The 18,004-nt window shown below is 60.1% G+C and carries 13 protein-coding genes; 6 read left to right on the top strand and 7 right to left on the bottom strand.

What is annotated here, in order from left to right; translation table 11 throughout:
• Positions 1–59: 59 nt before the first annotated feature.
• Complete coding sequence (locus C1896_10105; protein ID AZZ45224.1) at positions 60–1,376, bottom strand: sodium:proton antiporter; 1,317 nt, start codon at positions 1,374–1,376, stop codon at positions 60–62.
• 181 nt (positions 1,377–1,557) lie between these two features.
• On the opposite strand from C1896_10105, the gene queD reads away from it, so the two are divergent.
• Complete coding sequence (queD, locus tag C1896_10100; protein ID AZZ45223.1) at positions 1,558–1,914, top strand: 6-carboxytetrahydropterin synthase QueD; 357 nt, start codon at positions 1,558–1,560, stop codon at positions 1,912–1,914.
• Positions 1,915–2,068: 154 nt separating this feature from the next.
• Here queD and C1896_10095 read toward each other — a convergent pair whose 3' ends face one another.
• The 5 genes from C1896_10095 to moaA form a co-directional block, all read right to left on the bottom strand.
• Entirely contained in the window at positions 2,069–4,435 is a 2,367-nt protein-coding gene (locus tag C1896_10095) for a DNA ligase (NAD(+)) LigA (protein ID AZZ47611.1), read from the bottom strand.
• 248 nt (positions 4,436–4,683) lie between these two features.
• Complete coding sequence (locus C1896_10090) at positions 4,684–5,502, bottom strand: cell division protein ZipA (GenBank protein ID AZZ45222.1); 819 nt, start codon at positions 5,500–5,502, stop codon at positions 4,684–4,686.
• A 182-nt stretch (positions 5,503–5,684) separates the two neighbouring features.
• On the bottom strand, positions 5,685–9,173 hold the full coding sequence (gene smc / locus C1896_10085; protein AZZ45221.1) for a chromosome segregation protein SMC: 3,489 nt from the start codon (positions 9,171–9,173) through the stop codon (positions 5,685–5,687).
• 185 nt (positions 9,174–9,358) lie between these two features.
• On the bottom strand, positions 9,359–10,330 hold the full coding sequence (locus C1896_10080; GenBank protein ID AZZ45220.1) for an IS110 family transposase: 972 nt from the start codon (positions 10,328–10,330) through the stop codon (positions 9,359–9,361).
• Positions 10,331–10,863: 533 nt separating this feature from the next.
• Positions 10,864–11,859, bottom strand: a complete 996-nt coding sequence (moaA, locus tag C1896_10075) for a GTP 3',8-cyclase MoaA (GenBank protein AZZ45219.1) — start codon at positions 11,857–11,859, stop codon at positions 10,864–10,866.
• Positions 11,860–12,113: 254 nt separating this feature from the next.
• Between moaA and C1896_10070 the strand changes: the two genes are divergently transcribed.
• Positions 12,114–12,995, top strand: coding sequence for an ion transporter (locus C1896_10070; protein AZZ45218.1), 882 nt, complete (start codon positions 12,114–12,116; stop codon positions 12,993–12,995).
• 111 nt (positions 12,996–13,106) lie between these two features.
• Positions 13,107–13,520: a hypothetical protein gene (locus C1896_10065; GenBank protein AZZ45217.1), complete on the top strand. Its 414-nt coding sequence runs from the start codon at positions 13,107–13,109 to the stop codon at positions 13,518–13,520.
• Between the two features lie 74 nt (positions 13,521–13,594).
• Here the strand turns inward: C1896_10065 and C1896_10060 are convergent, their stop codons facing one another.
• Entirely contained in the window at positions 13,595–14,059 is a 465-nt protein-coding gene (locus C1896_10060) for a hypothetical protein (protein AZZ45216.1), read from the bottom strand.
• Between the two features lie 144 nt (positions 14,060–14,203).
• Here C1896_10060 and coxB point away from each other — a divergent pair, with 144 nt between their 5' ends.
• Genes coxB through C1896_10045 form a run of 3 tightly spaced genes read left to right on the top strand, consistent with a single transcriptional unit; the run spans position 14,204 to position 17,984 of the window.
• Positions 14,204–15,097: a cytochrome c oxidase subunit II gene (coxB, locus tag C1896_10055; GenBank protein ID AZZ47610.1), complete on the top strand. Its 894-nt coding sequence runs from the start codon at positions 14,204–14,206 to the stop codon at positions 15,095–15,097.
• Positions 15,094–17,625 (top strand): cytochrome c oxidase subunit I, encoded by a 2,532-nt coding sequence (gene ctaD, locus C1896_10050; protein ID AZZ45215.1) that lies wholly within the window; start codon positions 15,094–15,096, stop codon positions 17,623–17,625. The genes coxB and ctaD overlap by 4 nt, the downstream gene beginning before the upstream one ends.
• Entirely contained in the window at positions 17,625–17,984 is a 360-nt protein-coding gene (locus tag C1896_10045) for a hypothetical protein (protein AZZ45214.1), read from the top strand. Before ctaD ends, C1896_10045 begins: the two co-directional genes overlap by 1 nt.
• Positions 17,985–18,004 lie beyond the last annotated feature (20 nt).

Here is an 18,004-nt window from a genome sequence, read left to right as displayed (position 1 = left end):
TAACAGAGATGGAGTGAACGCGCCGTTGCAACAACGACGCGTACGGCACCTGGGAAGCGTTAGAGCGTCATTGCGGCAATCCAGCCGAATGCGAGTAGCGGCAGGTTGTAGTGCAGGAAGGTCGGCACCACGGTGTCCCAGATATGGTTGTGCTGGCCATCAGCATTCAACCCGGCGGTTGGGCCAAGGGTCGAGTCCGATGCTGGCGAACCGGCGTCTCCGAGCGCACCAGCCGTACCCACCAGGCTGACGATTGCCAGCGGACTGAAGCCGAGTTCCAACCCGAGCGGAACGAAGATCGCTGCGATGATTGGCACAGTCGAGAAAGAGGAACCGATGCCGATGGTGACCAGCAACCCCACCAGTAGCATCAGCAGCGCGCCGACGGCTTTGCTGTTGCCAATCCAGGCTGCAGACGCATCGACAAGGGTTTTTACCTCGCCGGTCTCGCGCATCACTTCAGCAAATCCCGCTGCAGCAATCATGATGAAGCCAATCATGGCCATCATCTTCATGCCCTCGGTAAACAGGTCATCGGCCTCCTTCCAGCGCACCACGCCGGATACGGAAAACGTCACGAAACCGACCAGCGCACCGATGATCATCGAGTCCAACCACAGCTGAACAACAAAAGCGGCTGCGACCGCTAGCCCTGCAACCAACAAGGTCAGCGGGCTGTAGCTGACACTGATTGCCTTTGACTGGTCGACTTTGGTCAGGTCGTACGTTCGCGACTTGCGATAGCTGAACATGGCGATCAGCAGTCCGGTCAGCATGCCGATAGCTGGAATCAACATGGCCTGGCTTACGTTGATCCCGGCGATGTCAGCACCGCTCTTGGCTACGTTCGCCAGCAGAATCTCGTGCAGAAAGATGCTGCCGAAGCCCACCGGCAGGAACATGTAGGGTGTGACCAGACCGAACGCCAGCACGCAAGCAATCAGACGTCTGTCGATCTGCAGTTTGCTCAGCACGTAAAGCAACGGCGGCACCAGCAGCGGGATGAAGGCGATATGGATCGGCAGGATATTCTGCGACGATACAGCGACCGCCAGCAGCAGCCCGATCATCAACCACTTCACGGCTCCAGCCGACTCCGATTCGCGTTTGCCTACCATGGCCAGTGCCCGATCAGCCAGCGCGTGGGCCAACCCGCTCTTGCCGATCGCAACAGCGAACGCACCCAGCAAAGCGTAAGAAAGCGCTACCGTCGCGCCGCCACCCAGCCCCTTGTTGAACGCGGCGAGGGTCCCTTCCAGCCCCAACCCACCCAAAACGCCGCCAGCTAGAGCGCCCGCAATCAGCGCCACCACCACATGGACCCTGCACAGGCTAAGAATCAGCATGATGCCGACTGCCGCTACCACTGCATTCATTTCAACTCCCCGAAAGCGGCGAACGCCGATAAAAAGCCGGGCACTTTGCCCCAAGCTTGAGGGAGTGTCAAAAGCACCGCGCAAGCAGTGGTGAAGTTGCACCTTGCAGGCTGCTGTCCAGCAACGACAGCTGAGTACAAACCAGTAGAATGCCGCCTTTCGCCCTTATCCGGATGCACCAGTGGAAATATTCAAAGAGTTCACCTTCGAGTCCGCCCACCGCTTGCCCCACGTACCCGAGGGGCACAAGTGTGGCCGTTTGCACGGGCACTCGTTCCGAGTCGCGATTTATCTCGAGGGCGAGGTGAACGCCCAGACAGGCTGGATCCGCGATTTCAGCGAGATCAAGCAGATTTTCAACCCCATCTACGAACGGCTCGACCATCACTATCTGAACGATCTGCCGGGCCTCGACAACCCGACCAGCGAAAATCTCGCGATATGGATCTGGAACGAGCTGAAGCCGTTATTACCGGAGCTCTCACGGATACGCATCCATGAAACCTGCACCAGTGGCTGCGAATACCGCGGCCAGTGATAGCGAAAGGCTAGGTCAGCGCTGTTTTGCCCGCTTCACCGGGCGCGTAAAGCAGTGAACAAATGGCGCCCCGTTAGCAACCTGAGCGACCTTCGCTTCCATGGCCACGTAGCGGGACCTGCCATGCAGGTCCCAGCCGCGCACCGATTGACGGCTAGCTTTCGAGGCTGGCAAGGCGCTTTAGAAAGGACGCTTCGTCGTCCACTTCCAGCCCCAGTTCGTTGGCTTTAGCTAACTTGGACCCGGCACCCGGCCCAGCCACCACGACACTTGTCTTCGCCGAAACAGAGCCAGAAACTTTTGCGCCCAAGGCTTCCAGCCTTGCCTTAGCGTCGTCCCGGCTCATGCTTTCCAGCGTGCCCGTCAGCACCCAAGTCTGGCCGGCCAGCGGCAAGCCTTCCGCGGCCTTTCTTTCGCTCTCCCAATGCATGCCGAATTCCTTCAGCTGGGCTTCGATGGCACGAGCGCGCGCAGCATTTGCCGGGTCGTCGAAATAGTCGCGCAGGGCGCGGGCCGCTTTTTCGTTGAGCCGTTCAACCTGACGCAGATCCAGCCAGTCGGCTTCGATAATATTCTGCAGACTGCCGAAACGATCAGCGAGACGTTGGGCGCCGGTGGCGGCAATAAAGGGGATATTCAGCTTGTCGAGCAATCCGGCGAGCGTCGCACAAGCTGCGAACTCAGGATGCACGTCACCCTCCTCCTGCAGCTGCACACCGCGCGTGCGTAACTGCGCGATGACGGATTGGTTATGGTCATCGTCGAAGAAGCTGTGAATTTCGTGTGCGACCTCCAGGCCGATATCCGGCAGATAAACCAGCACATCGGGCAATGCTCGACTGATGCGATCCAGCGACCCCAAGGCACGCGCCAACAATTTCGCAGTGCCTTCGCCAACATCAGGGATACCCAGGGCAAAGACGAAGCGCGCCAGGGACGGCGTGCGGCTGGCGTCGATCGACTTGAGCAGATTGCGGCTCGAAACCTCGGCGAAGCCCTCCAATGCCAGAACTTGCTCGAAGCTCAGGCAATAGAGATCTGCCGGCGAACTGACCAGCCCTGCATCGACCAGCTGCTCGACAATCTTGTCACCCAGGCCATCAATGTCCATGGCCCGGCGGGAGACGAAATGGATGATTGCCTGCTTGAGCTGAGCCTGACACGCCAGGCGGCCAACGCAACGATAGATCGAACCTTCACTTACCGATTCCCGCCCCTTGCTACGCTTGATCAGCTGGGTGCGTTCGACGGCTGAGCCGCAAACAGGACAGTGCTCCGGCACATGCACGGCACGCGCACTGTCGGGCCGGCGCTCCGGAATGACCCCGAGGATCTGCGGAATGACATCACCGGCGCGACGCACGATCACCGTATCGCCGATCATGACACCCAGCCGGGCGACCTCGTCCATGTTGTGCAATGTGGCATTGGATACCGTCACGCCGGCGACCTGTATCGGCTGCAGCCGCGCAACCGGCGTGATGGCGCCCGTGCGGCCGACCTGAAACTCCACATCGAGCAGTTCGGTCACTTCTTCTCGTGCCGGGAATTTGTGCGCGATCGCCCAACGTGGCTCGCGAGCACGAAAGCCCAGCTCGCGTTGCTGAGCCGTCGAGTTGACCTTGAACACCACGCCGTCGATTTCATAAGGCAGCGCGTCGCGCTTCGCCCCAATAGCCTGGTAGTAGTCACGGCATTGCTGCACGCCTTTGGCCATTTTGAGCTCTCGGCTGATCGGCAAGCCCCAGCCCTTGAGCGCCTCGAGGATGCCGATATGGGTATCAGGCAAATCCCCGTCGCTGCGGCCGATGCCATAGGCACAGAGCTCCAGAGGGCGGTTGGCAGTAATCTTTGAATCAAGCTGGCGCAGGCTGCCCGCGGCGGCGTTTCGCGGGTTGGCAAACGGCTTGTTACCCGCCTCCAGCTGACGTGCATTCAACGCCTCGAAGCCTGCCTTGGGCATGTAGATCTCGCCACGCACTTCCAATACCGCAGGCCAGCCGTCGCCGTGGAGCTTCAGCGGAATATTGCGCACTGTGCGTACGTTCGCGCTGATGTCCTCTCCGGTACTGCCGTCACCGCGAGTCGCACCTCGCACCAGCTTGCCGTTTTCGTAGAGCAGGCTTACGGCCAGACCGTCGAGCTTGGGCTCACAGCTGTACTCCAGCTCGACGCCATCGCCGAACAGGTCGCCTGAAGGTAGGTCCAGGCCTTCGCGGGCGCGACGATCGAAGTCGATCAGGTCCTGTTCTTCGAATGCATTGCCCAGGCTGAGCATTGGCATCTCATGGCGAACCTGGCCGAAGGCCGCCAACGCCGCGCCGCCGACGCGCTGGGTAGGCGAGTCCGGGCTGACCAGCTCAGGATGCTCGGCTTCGAGTGCTTTGAGTTCATTGAACAGGCGGTCATATTCAGCGTCGGGGACGCTGGGCTCGTCGAGCACGTAATACCGGTAGTTGTGGGCGTCGATTTCGCTGCGCAGTTCGGCAATGCGTTCTGCGGCGGTCTGGGCGGACGTCATGGTATTGGGGCCATAGCTGCAGGCCGGACCGAGCACAGAAGCAGCGCGCCGGTCGACCTTAAGTGGATGTTCTACGCAGGATTTTAGCCTGTTTGCGTGATGGCATGGAGCGTCGGGCGGGAGGGGGTCGGCCACCAGCAGAGCTAAGCGAAAAGGCTTCGGTGGGCTGAAGCCCACCCTACGAGGCTCGATGAGGCCAGACGGATCAATACCCTAAAAAAAACCGCTCCTGGGAGCGGTTTTCTGGATCAACGCTTGGTCGTCATTTGCCTGCGTTCATAATCGACGATGCGCTGGCGATAATGCTCGATGGTCTGAGCTGTCAGCACGCTGCGCTGATCATCCTTGAGTTCGCCGTTCAGCTCCTGCGACAACTTCCGAGCGGCGGCGACCATGACATCGAAAGCCTGTTTCGGATGACGCGGACCGGGCAGACCTAGGAAGAAGCTCACGGCTGGCGTAGTGAAATGGTCAATGTCGTCCAGATCGAAGGTTCCAGGCTTGACCGCATTGGCCATGGAGAAGAGCACTTCACCGTTACCCGCCATGCTCTCGTGGCGATGGAAGATGTCCATCTCGCCAAAGCGCAAACCGCTTTCAAGAATATTCTGCAGCAGAGCGGGACCACGGAAGCCATGCGAATCGCGGGAGATCACATTGATAACCAGCACTTCCTCTACCGGAGGCAGGTCCTCATTGGGCTCGCTGAGTTTGTTTTCATCATCCGCTACCGGGTCAAGCAGCGTAGGGACTGGGGCATCATCGCTGGAAAAATGCAGGTCGCCTTGGCGTGGTTCTGCAGTGCGACGCTTACCGGTCTCACGTGCGCTCATCGAGGGAAGATCGGTTTCGTCCAGTGAGGGCTCGTTGTTGCGACTCACGACACGCGGCGGGCCCAACAGCTCGTTCGGCTCGTCTTCATCAGGAAGATTGCTCGCGATATTGCTGTCCAGCTTGAATTTCAACTTGCCCTTGCTACCACGCATCCGCCGCCAGCCGTCAAAAAGAATGCCGGCGATGACAATGATGCCGATGACGATCAGCCACTCGCGCAGACCGATATCCATTAATGCTTGAACCCCTGAAATCGATGATAAAGACGCAGATTCACAGCCGCTGAACAGGCTCATCTGCGCATCGTAAAAATTGCGCTCTAAACTATCACGACGAACGGTAGATTTGCACCGCCCGGCGCGGCTCTTTTATTGGTCAATGAACACCTTCTACTGCGCTTTAAACTGCGCTCCCCTCAAGCCTCCACGAGCGCCACCGCCTGCTCCACATCAACCGCGACCAGCCGTGAACAACCCGGCTCGTGCATGGTGACTCCCATCAGCTGGTCGGCCATTTCCATCGCGATCTTGTTGTGCGTGATGTAAATGAACTGCACCTTTTCCGACATCTCCTTGACCAGACGCGCATAGCGCCCGACGTTAGCGTCGTCCAAAGGCGCGTCCACTTCGTCCAGCATGCAAAACGGTGCCGGGTTGAGCTGAAAGATCGCAAACACCAATGCCAGCGCGGTCAGTGCCTTCTCACCGCCAGACAGGAGGTGGATGGTGCTGTTCTTCTTCCCGGGTGGTCGCGCCATGATCGCCACCCCGGTATCGAGTAAATCTTCCCCGGTAAGTTCCAGATAAGCGTTGCCGCCGCCGAAAACCTTTGGGAAAAGCGCCTGCAGACCACTGTTGATCTGATCAAACGTCTCCTTGAAGCGATTTCGCGTTTCCTTGTCGATCTTGCGAATAACGTTTTCCAGCGTATCGAGCGCTTCGGCAAGGTCGTCGTTCTGTGCATCGAGGTAGCGTTTACGTTCCGATTGCTGCTGATATTCATCGATCGCCGCGAGGTTGATCGGCCCGAGGCGCTGGATGCGGGCACCCAGACGCTCGAGCTCGACTTCCCACTCGGCCTCGCCGGCCTCGGCGGGCAGCGTCGCCAGTACGCCATGCAGATCGAAGCCCTCCTCATGCAACTGGTCCTGTACCGTCTTACGCCGAACGCTAAGGGCCTGCCAGTCCATCCGCTGCTGCTCAAGCTGGCCACGCAGCAACTGCGCCTGCTGCTCGGCCTGGGTTCGGCGCTTCTCGGCATCTCGCAATTCGCGATCAGCATCTTCGAGGGCCAAGCGTGCCAGCTTGAGCTCGTCTTCAACGCCCATGCGCCGCTCCAGCAGCTCCTCGAGCTTGATGCGCAGCTCTTCGAGTGGCGCCTCGCCCTCTTCCAGATTCAAGCTCAGTTGTTCGCGGCGTTCGACCGCACGCTCGAATTGCTGCTCAAGACGCTCAAGCGCTTGGCGGATCGAATCATGCTGGGCTCTTAGCGAACCGATTCGGACGGCCAGTTGATGCGCGTGATCCTTGTGCTGTCGCGCTTCCTGGCGAACCCGGTCCAACTGCTCGCGAATGCCGTCACGGCTTGCCAACAGCGACTCGCGCTGCTCGGTATCGGCGGCCATCGCGTCGAGCGCATCTTGCAGATGCAGGCGCGACTCGCCCAGTTGCTCGGTTTCCAACGCGCGCTGCGCGGAAAGCTCGACGAGCTCTTCGTCCAGCCGGCGGCAGCGCAAGCTCAACTGTTCCAGCCTGGCCTGGCTAGCCGACAGGCGAGCGTTCAATTCGCCTTGCTGACGAGACAGATCCTGATGCTGACGGCGCTGCTGTTCCCGGCATTCCTCTTGTTCGCGTTGTGCCTCGCGCAGCTGGCCGAGTTGCTCCGTCAGCTGCTCAAGACTCGCCTCGCACTCATCACGTTCGGCTTGCAACCGCGCCAGTTCCTGGCCGCGCGCCAGCACTCCGGACTCGGCCTCTCCAGCCCGTCTGATTCTTAGAAAATGTCGACCAACCCAGTAGCCATCACGACTGATCAGACTGTCGCCATCACCAAGCGAGCCTCGCGCAGCCAACGCCTGATCGAGGTCGTCCACAGTGCGCACCCGGCCGAGCCAAGGCGAGAGATCCGTGGCGGACTCGACCTTATCCAACAGGCTTCCGCTGATCACGCCGGCACGCTGCGTGGCGCTGACCAGACGCAGATCGCCCTGCTCGAAGCCGTTCAGGTCCAATTCGTCGAAGCTGTCCAGCAGCACGGCTTGCAGATCTGCGCCCAGCACGGTCTCGACCGCAAGCTCCCATCCCGGCTCTACGCGAAGCCCTTCGGCCAGACGCGGTCGCTGGTCGAGCCCTCGCACATGCAGCCAATCGGAAACGCCTTTGCCCGGGTCCATGGCAGCCTGCTGCAAGGCCTCAAGCGAAGCGATGCGGCCACCCATACGCTGCAACTGGCCTAGCGCTTCCTGCTCGGTGCGACTCGCCTGCTGCAGTTGCTCGCGGAGCAGCTCAAGCTGTTGCTCGGTTTGTTCTTGCGCCGCGGATAGCTCTTCCACATTCAGCTCGCCAATGGCCAGCTGCTCACTTATCTCGGCCACCGCGGCGTCCTCTGGATCGCCGGCGAGCGAGGCGCGCTCGTCCTCAAGGCGCCGCTGACGTTCTGCCAAGCGCTCTAGGCTTTGTTCCAGTTGCTGGATGCGCGACTGCTGGACTTCCGCCGCCCGGCGCGGCTCGGCGCTCTGCTGATTAAACCGCTCCCACTGTTCCTGCCAGAGCTGCATTGCCGCCTCGGCTTCTTCGAGCTGGGCGGCAGATTCTTCGGCCGTCGCGCCTGCGATTTCCTGCTCCGGCTCGAGCATGGCCAGCTCTTCGCCAAGCGTGGCGAGCACGTTGCGGTCATGCCCCAGGTGGGATTCAGTTTCCAGCCGGGCTCGCTCGGCTTCGCGCAGATCATCTTGCAGCTGGCGCAAGCGCTGTTGACCATGCTGAATGCTCTGCTCGACCCGGGCGATATCGCCGCCGACGGAATAGAAGCGGCCCTGGACCAGGTTGAAGCGCTCCGACAGGTCATGGTGGCCGTCGCGCAAGCGCTCGATGCTGGCGTCGGCGTTGCGCTGTTCGGCTATTAACGCCTCGAAACTGACCTCCTGATCGCCGATCACTTGCTCGCGTTGGCCGACCTGTTCGTTCAAAGCCTGCCAGCGCAACGCCGACAGCTGGGCCTTCAGCTGGCGCTCCTCGGCTTTGTACTCCTGATATTTCTCCGCCGACTGCGCCTGACGATGCAAGCGCTCCAGCTGGCGTTCCAGCTCTTCCCGCAGATCGGTCAGGCGAGCCAGGTTTTCATGAGTACGGCGGATACGGGTTTCGGTTTCGCGGCGGCGCTCCTTGTATTTGGAGATGCCGGCCGCCTCTTCGATGAAGTTACGCAGGTCTTCCGGCTTGGCCTCGATCAGCTTGGAGATCATGCCTTGCTCGATGATCGAATAGCTGCGTGGCCCCAGACCAGTACCCAGGAAGATGTCGGTGATGTCGCGCCGACGACATTTCACACCGTTGAGAAAATAAGTGTTCTGAGCGTCACGCGTGACCCGCCGGCGGATAGAGATTTCTGTGAACGCCGCGTATTCGCCCAGCAACGTACCGTCCGAGTTATCGAAGATCAGTTCGATGCTGGCCTGGGTCACTGGCTTGCGGGTGTTCGAGCCGTTGAAGATGACATCGGTCATCGACTCGCCGCGCAGGTTCTTCGCCGAGCTTTCGCCCATCACCCAGCGCACGGCATCGATGATGTTGGACTTTCCGCAACCATTGGGGCCGACCACTGCCGCCATGTTGCTGGGAAAGCTGACCGTGGTGGGATCGACGAAGGATTTGAAGCCGGCAAGCTTGATGCTTTTCAGACGCATTGAGGCCTATCCGTGGCAGTCAGCGTAGGGATGAACAAGCAGAGTCGCCGTGAACATCGGAAGTCCTGGAGTCGGGTGGGTGCTGGCATAAAGCCGCGGAGTCTATCACGCCGCTTTTACCGCATCCTGCGTAGCAGTGCAGCAATCTCGACCTTGCAGGCTGGACGTAGATACCGTCTTCCCCATTACCGAGCAAGGGCCAGTTGAGGGTCGAAACGCTGGCCCGATTTAAGTACCCCATAGGCGATGTGCAGCAGCTTGCGCATCGCTGCACAGACGATTTGTTTTCCGGATTTTCCTTTTGCACTCAGACGCTCGCGTAGAGCACTAATGGCCGGGTTGTGTGTGAGCGAGCAGACCGCCGGCATGTAGAGCCCAGCCCTCAAGCGAGACGATCCTGTGCGGGATATGCGCGTCTGGCCTTTGTAGGAGCCAGACTCCTGAAGGCGGGGGTTCAGCCCGGCATAAGCGGTGATCGCGCGTGAGCTGGCGAAGCGTAACGGATCGCCCAGCTCAGCCAGCAACAGGGCTGCGGAACGATCGCCGATGCCATCAATGCTGGTCAGCAGGTCGCGTTTGTTGCGCAGGTCCGGGTCATCATCGATGTGGTCTCGGATCGCACGGAGCGTCTCTCCGATCTGCCGCTCGACATGGTGCAGCACTGAGTAGATTGAAGCCTGCACACTAGCGTCGGCCAGATCCAAGCGGTTGCGTTCCATTTGTTGGATCTCCTGCAGATCCTCCAAGCGCCGCACTAATGCTTTCAAGCGCCGGACGGCGGGAGGCTCAGGCTGCCAGGCCCGCAGATCGCTCTGGTGCCGCTCGCCATACTCAGCGATGAGTTTGGCGTCGACTTTGTCGGTCTTTACGCGCTGGAGCTGGCTTCGAGCGTAATAGGCGACCTGTGCAGGATTGAGCACGCAGACCTGATAGCCTTTATCGTGAAGCCAGGTCGCGAGCGCTTCATGGTAAGCGCCGGTCGCTTCCATCACGATCCAGGCTTGGGCATTGGCGTGCTTGAGCAGCCACTGCTGGAGCGCTTCGAAACCGGCCACCTCGTTAGGCAATTTGGCCTTGGTGCGGTACTTGCCATTGGGCTGCTGGGTGGCGATGTCGAACGTGCGTTTGGCGATATCGATGCCGATGACGCTGGGCATAAGAACTCCTCCTGCTGGTTCAGAAAGATCAATACTTCACTCAGCTCTACCTTGCTGATGCGAGCTCTCGCCGGAGGCGGGCTCTGGATACCGTTCGAGCTGTAAGAGTGAGTATGGAAGGCCGCAGCGCTATCTACGTCGCAGGCTCAAAGCCTAAGGGTGGATACGGCTTTCTGACCTTCCCCCGATGATCAGTCGGGAACTATCACCCCAACATAGCGTGGTAGTCGAGATACAAGGGTGGGCTTCAGCCCACCAGTGATCACATATCAGGCGGCCTGAAGCGGAGCGTTGCTCCACCCGCCTTACAGCCAATTCAATGCGGGTCGGCAGGAATGAGTGATGAGCCACGGTGGATGAAAAAAGCGTCATCCACCCTACGAGCAGTCCGGGCATCAAGCGCGACGTGGGGTGGGCTTCAGCCCACCGATAACGATGTATCACGTGGGCTGAAGCAGAAGCCGTCGGGCCCATGCTAGCCCTATCAGGTGGGCTGAAGCCCACCCTACTGTCGGTCTGCGATGCCGGCTGCCTCAACCGCCCGTCATGCTCATGAAGCGCACCACCTGGACCTGCTCGTCCGTGCGGAATTCATGTTTCTCAGGCTTGAGCTGCAGCGCATCGACCAACGCCTGGCGCAGCCGCTCACTGTCGCCGGGGTAGCGACGCATCAAGGTCTTGAGATCCAGCGCGCCTTCGTGACCGAGGCAGAGCACCAGCTTGCCTTCGGCGGTGACGCGTACCCGGTTGCAACTGCCACAGAAGTTATTGCTATGAGGCGAAATGAAGCCCACCTGGGTATCGCTTCCGGCGACTTGCCAATAGCGTGACGGGCCTCCGGTGGTGTGGCTGCTTCGTACCAGCTGGTGGCCGGCTTCGATACGCTCGCGCACTTCCTCGCTGGAGCAGAAAGTAATCTCGCGCTCATGGCTGGATACGTTGCCCAGCGGCATTTCCTCGATAAAGCTGATATCCAGCCCGCGCTCGATGGCGAAATTCACCAGATCCAGGACTTCGTCGTCGTTACGGCCTTTCTGGATCACGCTGTTGAGCTTGATTCGGTCGAATCCGGCACTGCGAGCAGCATCGATGCCAGCGATCACCTGCGCAAGCATGTCGCGGCGCGTGAGTTCAGCGAAACGTTCACGCTTGAGCGAATCCAGACTGATATTCAGACGCTTGACGCCAGCATCACGAAGCACGAGCGCGAGGGTCGACAGTTGCGAGCCGTTAGTCGTGATCGACAGATCTTCCAGCTCTTCACGGGCACCCAGACGACTCAGCAGGCTCGGCAATCCCTTGCGCACCAGCGGCTCGCCACCGGTCACACGGATACGCTTGACGCCCAGACTGATAAACGCATCAGCCACCGCATAGAGCTCTTCTAGCGTGAGGATCTGAGCGCGCGGTGCGAAGACCATGTCCTCGCTCATGCAATAGGTGCAACGAAAATCGCACCGGTCGGTCACCGACAATCTCAGGTAGGTGATGCGTCGGCCGAACGGATCGACCAACTTCGAATCTGGCATTTCGCACTCCAGCGGATTGATGCGCTTGGCGCAAGACTATGCCTGAAAGTGATCCGAGGCAAAGCCAGCTGACCAGACGGTGGGCTTTGGCCAGTGCAAAGCAGAGCCGATCATCACTGAGGAAGCGTACTCTGCAATAGCGCCTGCAAACCGTTTCGATGGCGCCCCTGGCGATACGTTCGCAACGATGCTTTGAATGCGCGAGTCTTAGTCGACAATAATCCAAGTCTTTGCCGAACCGGGAGCCTGAGCAGATGGATAACGAAGCCCTCCGATCGATGGGCTGGCGCGAGCGCCTCTACGTCATCATTTTTTTTACCAACACGTCGGCCGGCAAGCGATTCGACACCTGGCTGCTGATATTCATCATGGCCAGCCTTCTGGTTGTAATGTTCGACAGCATTGCGGCCTACCGAGAAGCGCACGGGACGCTGCTGGCGGGTCTCGAGTGGTTCTTCACGGCCGTATTCGCCATCGAATATCTGCTGCGCATCTATACCCACCCAGAGCCACGCAAGTACATCTTCAGTTTCTACGGTGCGATCGACCTGCTCTCCGTACTGCCAGCATTCATCGCTTTGCTGCTTCCTGATGCCCAATACCTGCTTGTGATTCGCGCGATCCGGATGCTTCGGGTGTTCCGCGTGCTCAAGCTGACGCAATACCTGAGCCAAGCCAATTTCCTGCTGGTAGCGCTTAGGGGCAGCAAGCAGAAAATTATCGTGTTCCTGCTTAGCGTCACCACCATGGTGTTGATCTACGGCACGCTGATGTACGTGATAGAAGGGCCTGCCAACGGCTTTACCAGCATCCCGATGAGTATCTACTGGGCGGTAGTGACCCTCACGACCGTCGGCTTCGGCGACATCGTGCCCCTCACCCCTCTGGGAAAGGCGCTGGCTACATTGGTGATGATCACCGGTTACTCGATCATCGCCGTCCCAACGGGCATTTTCACTGCGGAACTGGCGACCGCTATGCGTGAGGACAGTCTTCACTATCGCTGCCCGAGCTGCGAAAAGCTTAGCCATGAACCCAACGCGTCGTTCTGTAGCCGCTGCGGTACACAACTATTCAGTCGTAAGTCACTGCAGGACGAGAACGTCCAGACCGCGCATGACCCCGAAGCCGACTGAAGCGGGTAGTTCCGACTAAACCTCAAACCAGACGCTACGCATTGGCCCCGAACCGCTCCGGCACGAGGTTGTCACAACCTCTGACTTGCCGCGGGCTGGACGGAGACATGCATGCCCTTGCTCAAACTGGTGCACTTCGCGGGCTTGCTCTGCTGGTGCGGCACCCTGCTCTACCTGCCGGCGCTAATTGCCGCGGGCACTCGACGCAGCGACCCACTCTTCTACCGTGACCATGCCCACCTGACGCGCATGGTGTTCAACCTGATCGGAACGCCGGCCGCCCTGGTCGCCATCGGCTCGGGTACGGCGCTGTTTCTGAGCCAGGGCCTGGTCGCCGGCTGGCTGATCGTCAAGCTCAGCACCGTGGCTGGAATGGTGCTCTGCCACGCCCTGTGCGGCGTTTTGGTGCTGCATGTTGAGCGGGCGCCTGAGCAGAGCGTCAGCATTCGTTGTCGTTTTCTCGGTGTAGTCGCCGCAACGTTTGTCACCGCGACGCTTTGGCTAGTGCTGGCGAAGCCTTTTTAGCCCATGCCCCGAACCGCTCGATCAACTCGAAGATGCCCATGACCGAACGATCCCAAGCCCCGTCTTATTCTGGATCAGACCTTATCCAGATCGACCCCGACAGCATGCTCGTAGACCAGCCGGCCGCCGAGATACGCCGCGAGGGAAATCAGTACGGCAGTGATCGCCGACAGGTACAGCGCCCAGAGCTGCATGCTTTGGGCATCGTTCTGGTAGCGCAGCAGCCAGTTCAGCGAAGCCAGCGACAACATCATCACGGCGAGGATCGCATGACACCACGCCGTGATCTTCTGACGGATCTCACGCACGGTCACCAGATCGATCAAACCGAAAATGCTGGCGACCCAGCCACCCAGTGCACCCACACCGGACAGCCACAAGCCGGCACGCCACCAGAAATCGTCAAGGGTCCAGAGGTGAGCGAGATCGACCGGCAGCAAGCCGGTCAGAGCGGCAACTGGAAAGTGGATCAGCATCGGGTGCAGCGGGTGGCCGGCTATCGCAGCGCGGCTGTGGATGGAGTCTCTGTATCGGGCCATTCGACGCTCCGGCAGCATTTTTCGGGAGTAGGCAGCCGAGCCAGACGAGCCGGCAACCTCTTGAAATGGACCACGCTGGCGCTATCAGTTCCTTTTTTGACCGCCTGCGGCGGTCCGCTGTCATCGCTCAACCCAGCCAGTCATATGGCACGCCAGATCGCTCATGTCTGGTGGGGCATGTTTGCCTTCGCCACGCTGGTATTGGTAGCAGTCAGCGCCATCTGGATCTATGCACTGGCACGCAAGCCGCGGGAGACCAGCAAAGAACAGGCAGTGAGAATCAACCGACGCTGGGTCATTGGTGGTGGCATCGTGCTGCCCAGCCTGAGCATCGTCGTCCTGCTGGTTTTCGGCATCCCCACCGGGCGCAGCATGATGCCATTGCCGGTCGAGGGTCAGCAGCCGTTGAAGGTTGAGGTCACCGGGCACCAGTGGTGGTGGGAAGTGCACTACCCGGACAGCGGCGTCACGACCGCGAACCAGCTGATCATCCCGGCTGGACGGCTGATAGACGTAAACGTCACCAGCGCCGACGTCATCCATTCGTTCTGGATTCCGCGACTCGGCGGCAAAATGGACATGATCCCAGGACGCACCAACGTCATTCGCCTGCAGGCGGGCCATACCGGCGTCTTCCACGGTCAGTGTTCGGAATTCTGCGGTTTACAACACGCGCACATGAAGCTTCATGTCGAAGCGCTGGACGATGCCGGTTTCGACAACTGGATCGCAGCGCGGGAGAACCTCAGTTTCACCCAGCGCGCACCGGGCGAAGCCGGCAAGGTATTCGATGAGCGCTGCGGTCAATGCCATCGTGTCGCGGGGATCACCAACGGCAGTCGCGCACCGGACCTCTCGGACCTTGCCACACGACCGAGCCTCGGCGCTGGCGTGATCGACAACGACCATGACGGATTGCGTCAGTGGCTCCGTGAACACAAGACGCTCAAATTCGGCAACGGTATGCCCGCGCATGACGACGTTCCGCCGCAAACCCTCGATCAGATTGCCGACTGGCTGGAGACGCTCGCTCCATGACTCAACTCGACCAAAGCAGCAAACCCAGCACGGATCCGGATCAACTGCACGACCAGTTCAACGAAGTCTGGGGCAATCCGCGCGGCTGGCGCGCGCTGACCATTGTCAACCACACCACGATTGGCCTGCGTTTTCTGGTCACCGGCGCCGTGTTCTTTTTGATTGGCGGGCTGATGGCCATGCTCATCCGCACACAACTGGCCCTGCCCGGGTATGTGCTGATGGAGCCGGAGGTTTACAACCAGGTCTTCACCATGCACGGCTCGGTGATGATGTTCCTCTTCGCCGTGCCAATGATGGAAGGCCTGGCGGTCTACCTGATTCCGAAGATGATCGGCGCACGGGACTTGATCTTCCCGCGTCTTTCGTCACTCGGCTACTTCTGCTACCTGTTCGGCGGCATCATCCTGTTGTCCAGCGTGTTTCTCGGCGTCGCGCCAAAAGCGGGCTGGTTCATGTATACGCCGCTGTCGAGCTCGGCACACATGCCGGGCGTCAACTCGGACTTCTGGCTCCTCGGCATCACCTTCGTGGAGATCTCTGCGGTCAGTGCCGGCGTCGAGCTGGTGGTCTCGATCCTGCGCACGCGCACCAACGGCATGGCGCTGCACAAGATGCCGCTGTACGCCTGGTACATCCTGGTCATGGCATTGATGATCGTGTTCGGTTTCCCGCCACTGATCCTGGGCAGCATTCTGCTGGAGCTGGAGCGCGCTGCCGGAATGCCGTTTTTCGATCCAGCCAAGGGCGGCGATCCGGTGCTTTGGCAGCACCTGTTCTGGCTGTTCGGCCACCCAGAGGTGTACATCATCTTCCTGCCCGGGGCCGGCATCGTCTCGACCTTGCTACCCGTGTTCTGTCAGCGACCACTGGTGGGGTATCGCTGGGTGGTGCTTGGCGTGCTGACCACCGGGTTCCTGAGTTTTGGGTTGTGGGTGCATCACATGTTCACCGTCGGCATTCCGGCATTGGCGCTGGGGTTCTTCTCCGCGGCGAGCATGCTCGTGGCAATACCCACTGGCGTGCAGATCTTTGCCTGGATCGCGACGTTATGGCTGGGTAAACCGGTCTATCACGTACCGATGCTCTGGCTGGTCGGATTCCTGATCGTATTCGTCTGTGGCGGCCTCACCGGGGTGATGGTGGCGCTAGTGCCCTTCGACTGGCAGGTGCATGACACCCACTTCATCGTCGCGCACATGCATTACGTGCTGGTGGGCGGGATGTTCTTTCCGTTGATGGCCGGGCTCTACTATTGGCTGCCGCACTTCTCTGGCCGTATGCCGTCTGTGCGTCTGGGCCGTTGGGGCTTCTGGCTGGTGTTCATCGGCTTCAACACCACGTTCCTGATCATGCACTGGACTGGCCTGCTCGGCATGCCGCGACGGGTCTACACCTACGACACCGGTCTGGGCTGGGACCTGCCCAACCTGGTTTCCTCGATCGGCAGCTTCATCATGGCCATCGGCATCGGCACAATTTTGCTGGATATCGTGCTGCACTTCCGCTTCGGTCAACCGGCAAAAACCAACCCCTGGAATGCCGACACCCTGGAGTGGGCCACGTGCCTGCCGCCGAGCCCGTACAACTTCGTCAGCTTGCCAGACATCACCGACCGTCATCCGCTATGGAAAGACCCCGACCTGCCCCACAGCATCGCCCGCGGCGAGCATTCCTTGAAGGCTATCGACCATGGCCGTCGTGAAACCTGGGGCTCGGACCCGCTGAGCGGCAAAGTCCGCGAAATCATTCATTTGCCCGGCAACAGTTGGTGGCCATTCGTGGCTTCGGTGTTCCTGGCGGTGCTCTGTCTGAGCCTGCTGAACAAGTTCTATTGGGTCGCGTTGATCGCTACGGTCGCCACGTTGATCGTGCTGTTCCGCTGGTCCTGGGAGAACGGTGCCCACCCCGCCGCCGCGCCCGATGCGCAAACACAACCTGGCGAGCCACCGCTGCACTCGCGGACCTTTGACGGACCCGGCCTCTGGGGAATGGGCGTCACCCTACTGGCCAATGGCACCCTTTACTTGTCGTTGCTGTTCGGCTGGTTCTACCTATGGACAGTCTCACCCGAATGGATGGTGCCGGAGCATTCCGACCTGAACGGCTGGCTGATGCTTGCAAGTGCCGTGCTGCTGACGATTGGGACAATGTGGATGCGACTCGTGCCCGGCCGGTTGCGTCGGGGAAGCGGCGGACAGTTGATGCTCAACCTTGGCGCCATCACGGCGATAGGCGCCGTGCAGTGGGCCATGTTGCTGTGGCTGCTGCTGACGGCGAACCTGAAGGTGACTGAGACGGCGCACGACGCGGTGGTCTTCGTGATTCTGGCGTACGGCCTGATTCATTGCGGGCTGGCGACGATTCTCACGCTGCTGCAGACCCTGCGGGTGATGTACGGCTACGTTGGCGACAAAGCGCCCTATGAAGTGGTGGTCGTCGAGCAGCTCTGGTACTACAACCTCGGCGTGATATGGAGCGCGTACGCCGCGATTGTCCTGTTCCCGAATGCGTGGGGAGGTGCCTGATGAAGTACAACCGCACGTCCGTCTTTCATCCCATTCAGATTCCGTTTGGGCTAACCATCTGGAGCCTCTGGTTCGCCGCCATGTACGGATCGCACGCGGTGGTCTGCGGCATCGCGCCACCGGACCCCAGCCAGGGAGTATTCAACTGGCTGAACGCAAGCTTCGGCCTGTTCACAGTGCTGGTGATTGTGCTGCTGCTGTGGCTAGGGCGCCGGACCTGGAAGCTGGCACACGAACCCAACGATCTAAATGATCGGCAGGTTTTCGTGCTCAAGGTGTCGTCCGGGATTCACGTCATCGCGGCGTTGGCGACGGTCTTCGTCGGCATGCAGCTGGTGTTTCTGCCTCCCTGCGTCTGAACGAGGCGCCCGTATGTTGC

This window comes from Pseudomonadaceae bacterium SI-3 (assembly GCA_004010935.1).
Lineage (GTDB): Bacteria > Pseudomonadota > Gammaproteobacteria > Pseudomonadales > Pseudomonadaceae > Stutzerimonas.
The sequence above is the reverse complement of the archived record's forward strand: the minus strand, read 5'-3'. Positions and strand labels throughout refer to the sequence as shown.

Bases quoted from the DNA above. Each gene is read 5' to 3' on its own strand.
- C1896_10105 (AZZ45224.1), bottom strand. From the start codon at position 1,376: ATGAATGCAGTGGTAGCGGCAGTCGGCATCATGCTGATTCTTAGCCTG.
- C1896_10095 (AZZ47611.1), bottom strand. From the start codon at position 4,435: ATGACGTCCGCCCAGACCGCCGCAGAACGCATTGCCGAACTGCGCAGC.
- C1896_10090 (AZZ45222.1), bottom strand. From the start codon at position 5,502: ATGGATATCGGTCTGCGCGAGTGGCTGATCGTCATCGGCATCATTGTC.
- smc (AZZ45221.1), bottom strand. From the start codon at position 9,173: ATGCGTCTGAAAAGCATCAAGCTTGCCGGCTTCAAATCCTTCGTCGAT.
- C1896_10080 (AZZ45220.1), bottom strand. From the start codon at position 10,330: ATGCCCAGCGTCATCGGCATCGATATCGCCAAACGCACGTTCGACATC.
- moaA (AZZ45219.1), bottom strand. From the start codon at position 11,859: ATGCCAGATTCGAAGTTGGTCGATCCGTTCGGCCGACGCATCACCTAC.
- C1896_10070 (AZZ45218.1), top strand. From the start codon at position 12,114: ATGGATAACGAAGCCCTCCGATCGATGGGCTGGCGCGAGCGCCTCTAC.
- C1896_10065 (AZZ45217.1), top strand. From the start codon at position 13,107: ATGCCCTTGCTCAAACTGGTGCACTTCGCGGGCTTGCTCTGCTGGTGC.
- C1896_10060 (AZZ45216.1), bottom strand. From the start codon at position 14,059: ATGGCCCGATACAGAGACTCCATCCACAGCCGCGCTGCGATAGCCGGC.
- coxB (AZZ47610.1), top strand. From the start codon at position 14,204: ATGGCACGCCAGATCGCTCATGTCTGGTGGGGCATGTTTGCCTTCGCC.
- ctaD (AZZ45215.1), top strand. From the start codon at position 15,094: ATGACTCAACTCGACCAAAGCAGCAAACCCAGCACGGATCCGGATCAA.
- C1896_10045 (AZZ45214.1), top strand. From the start codon at position 17,625: ATGAAGTACAACCGCACGTCCGTCTTTCATCCCATTCAGATTCCGTTT.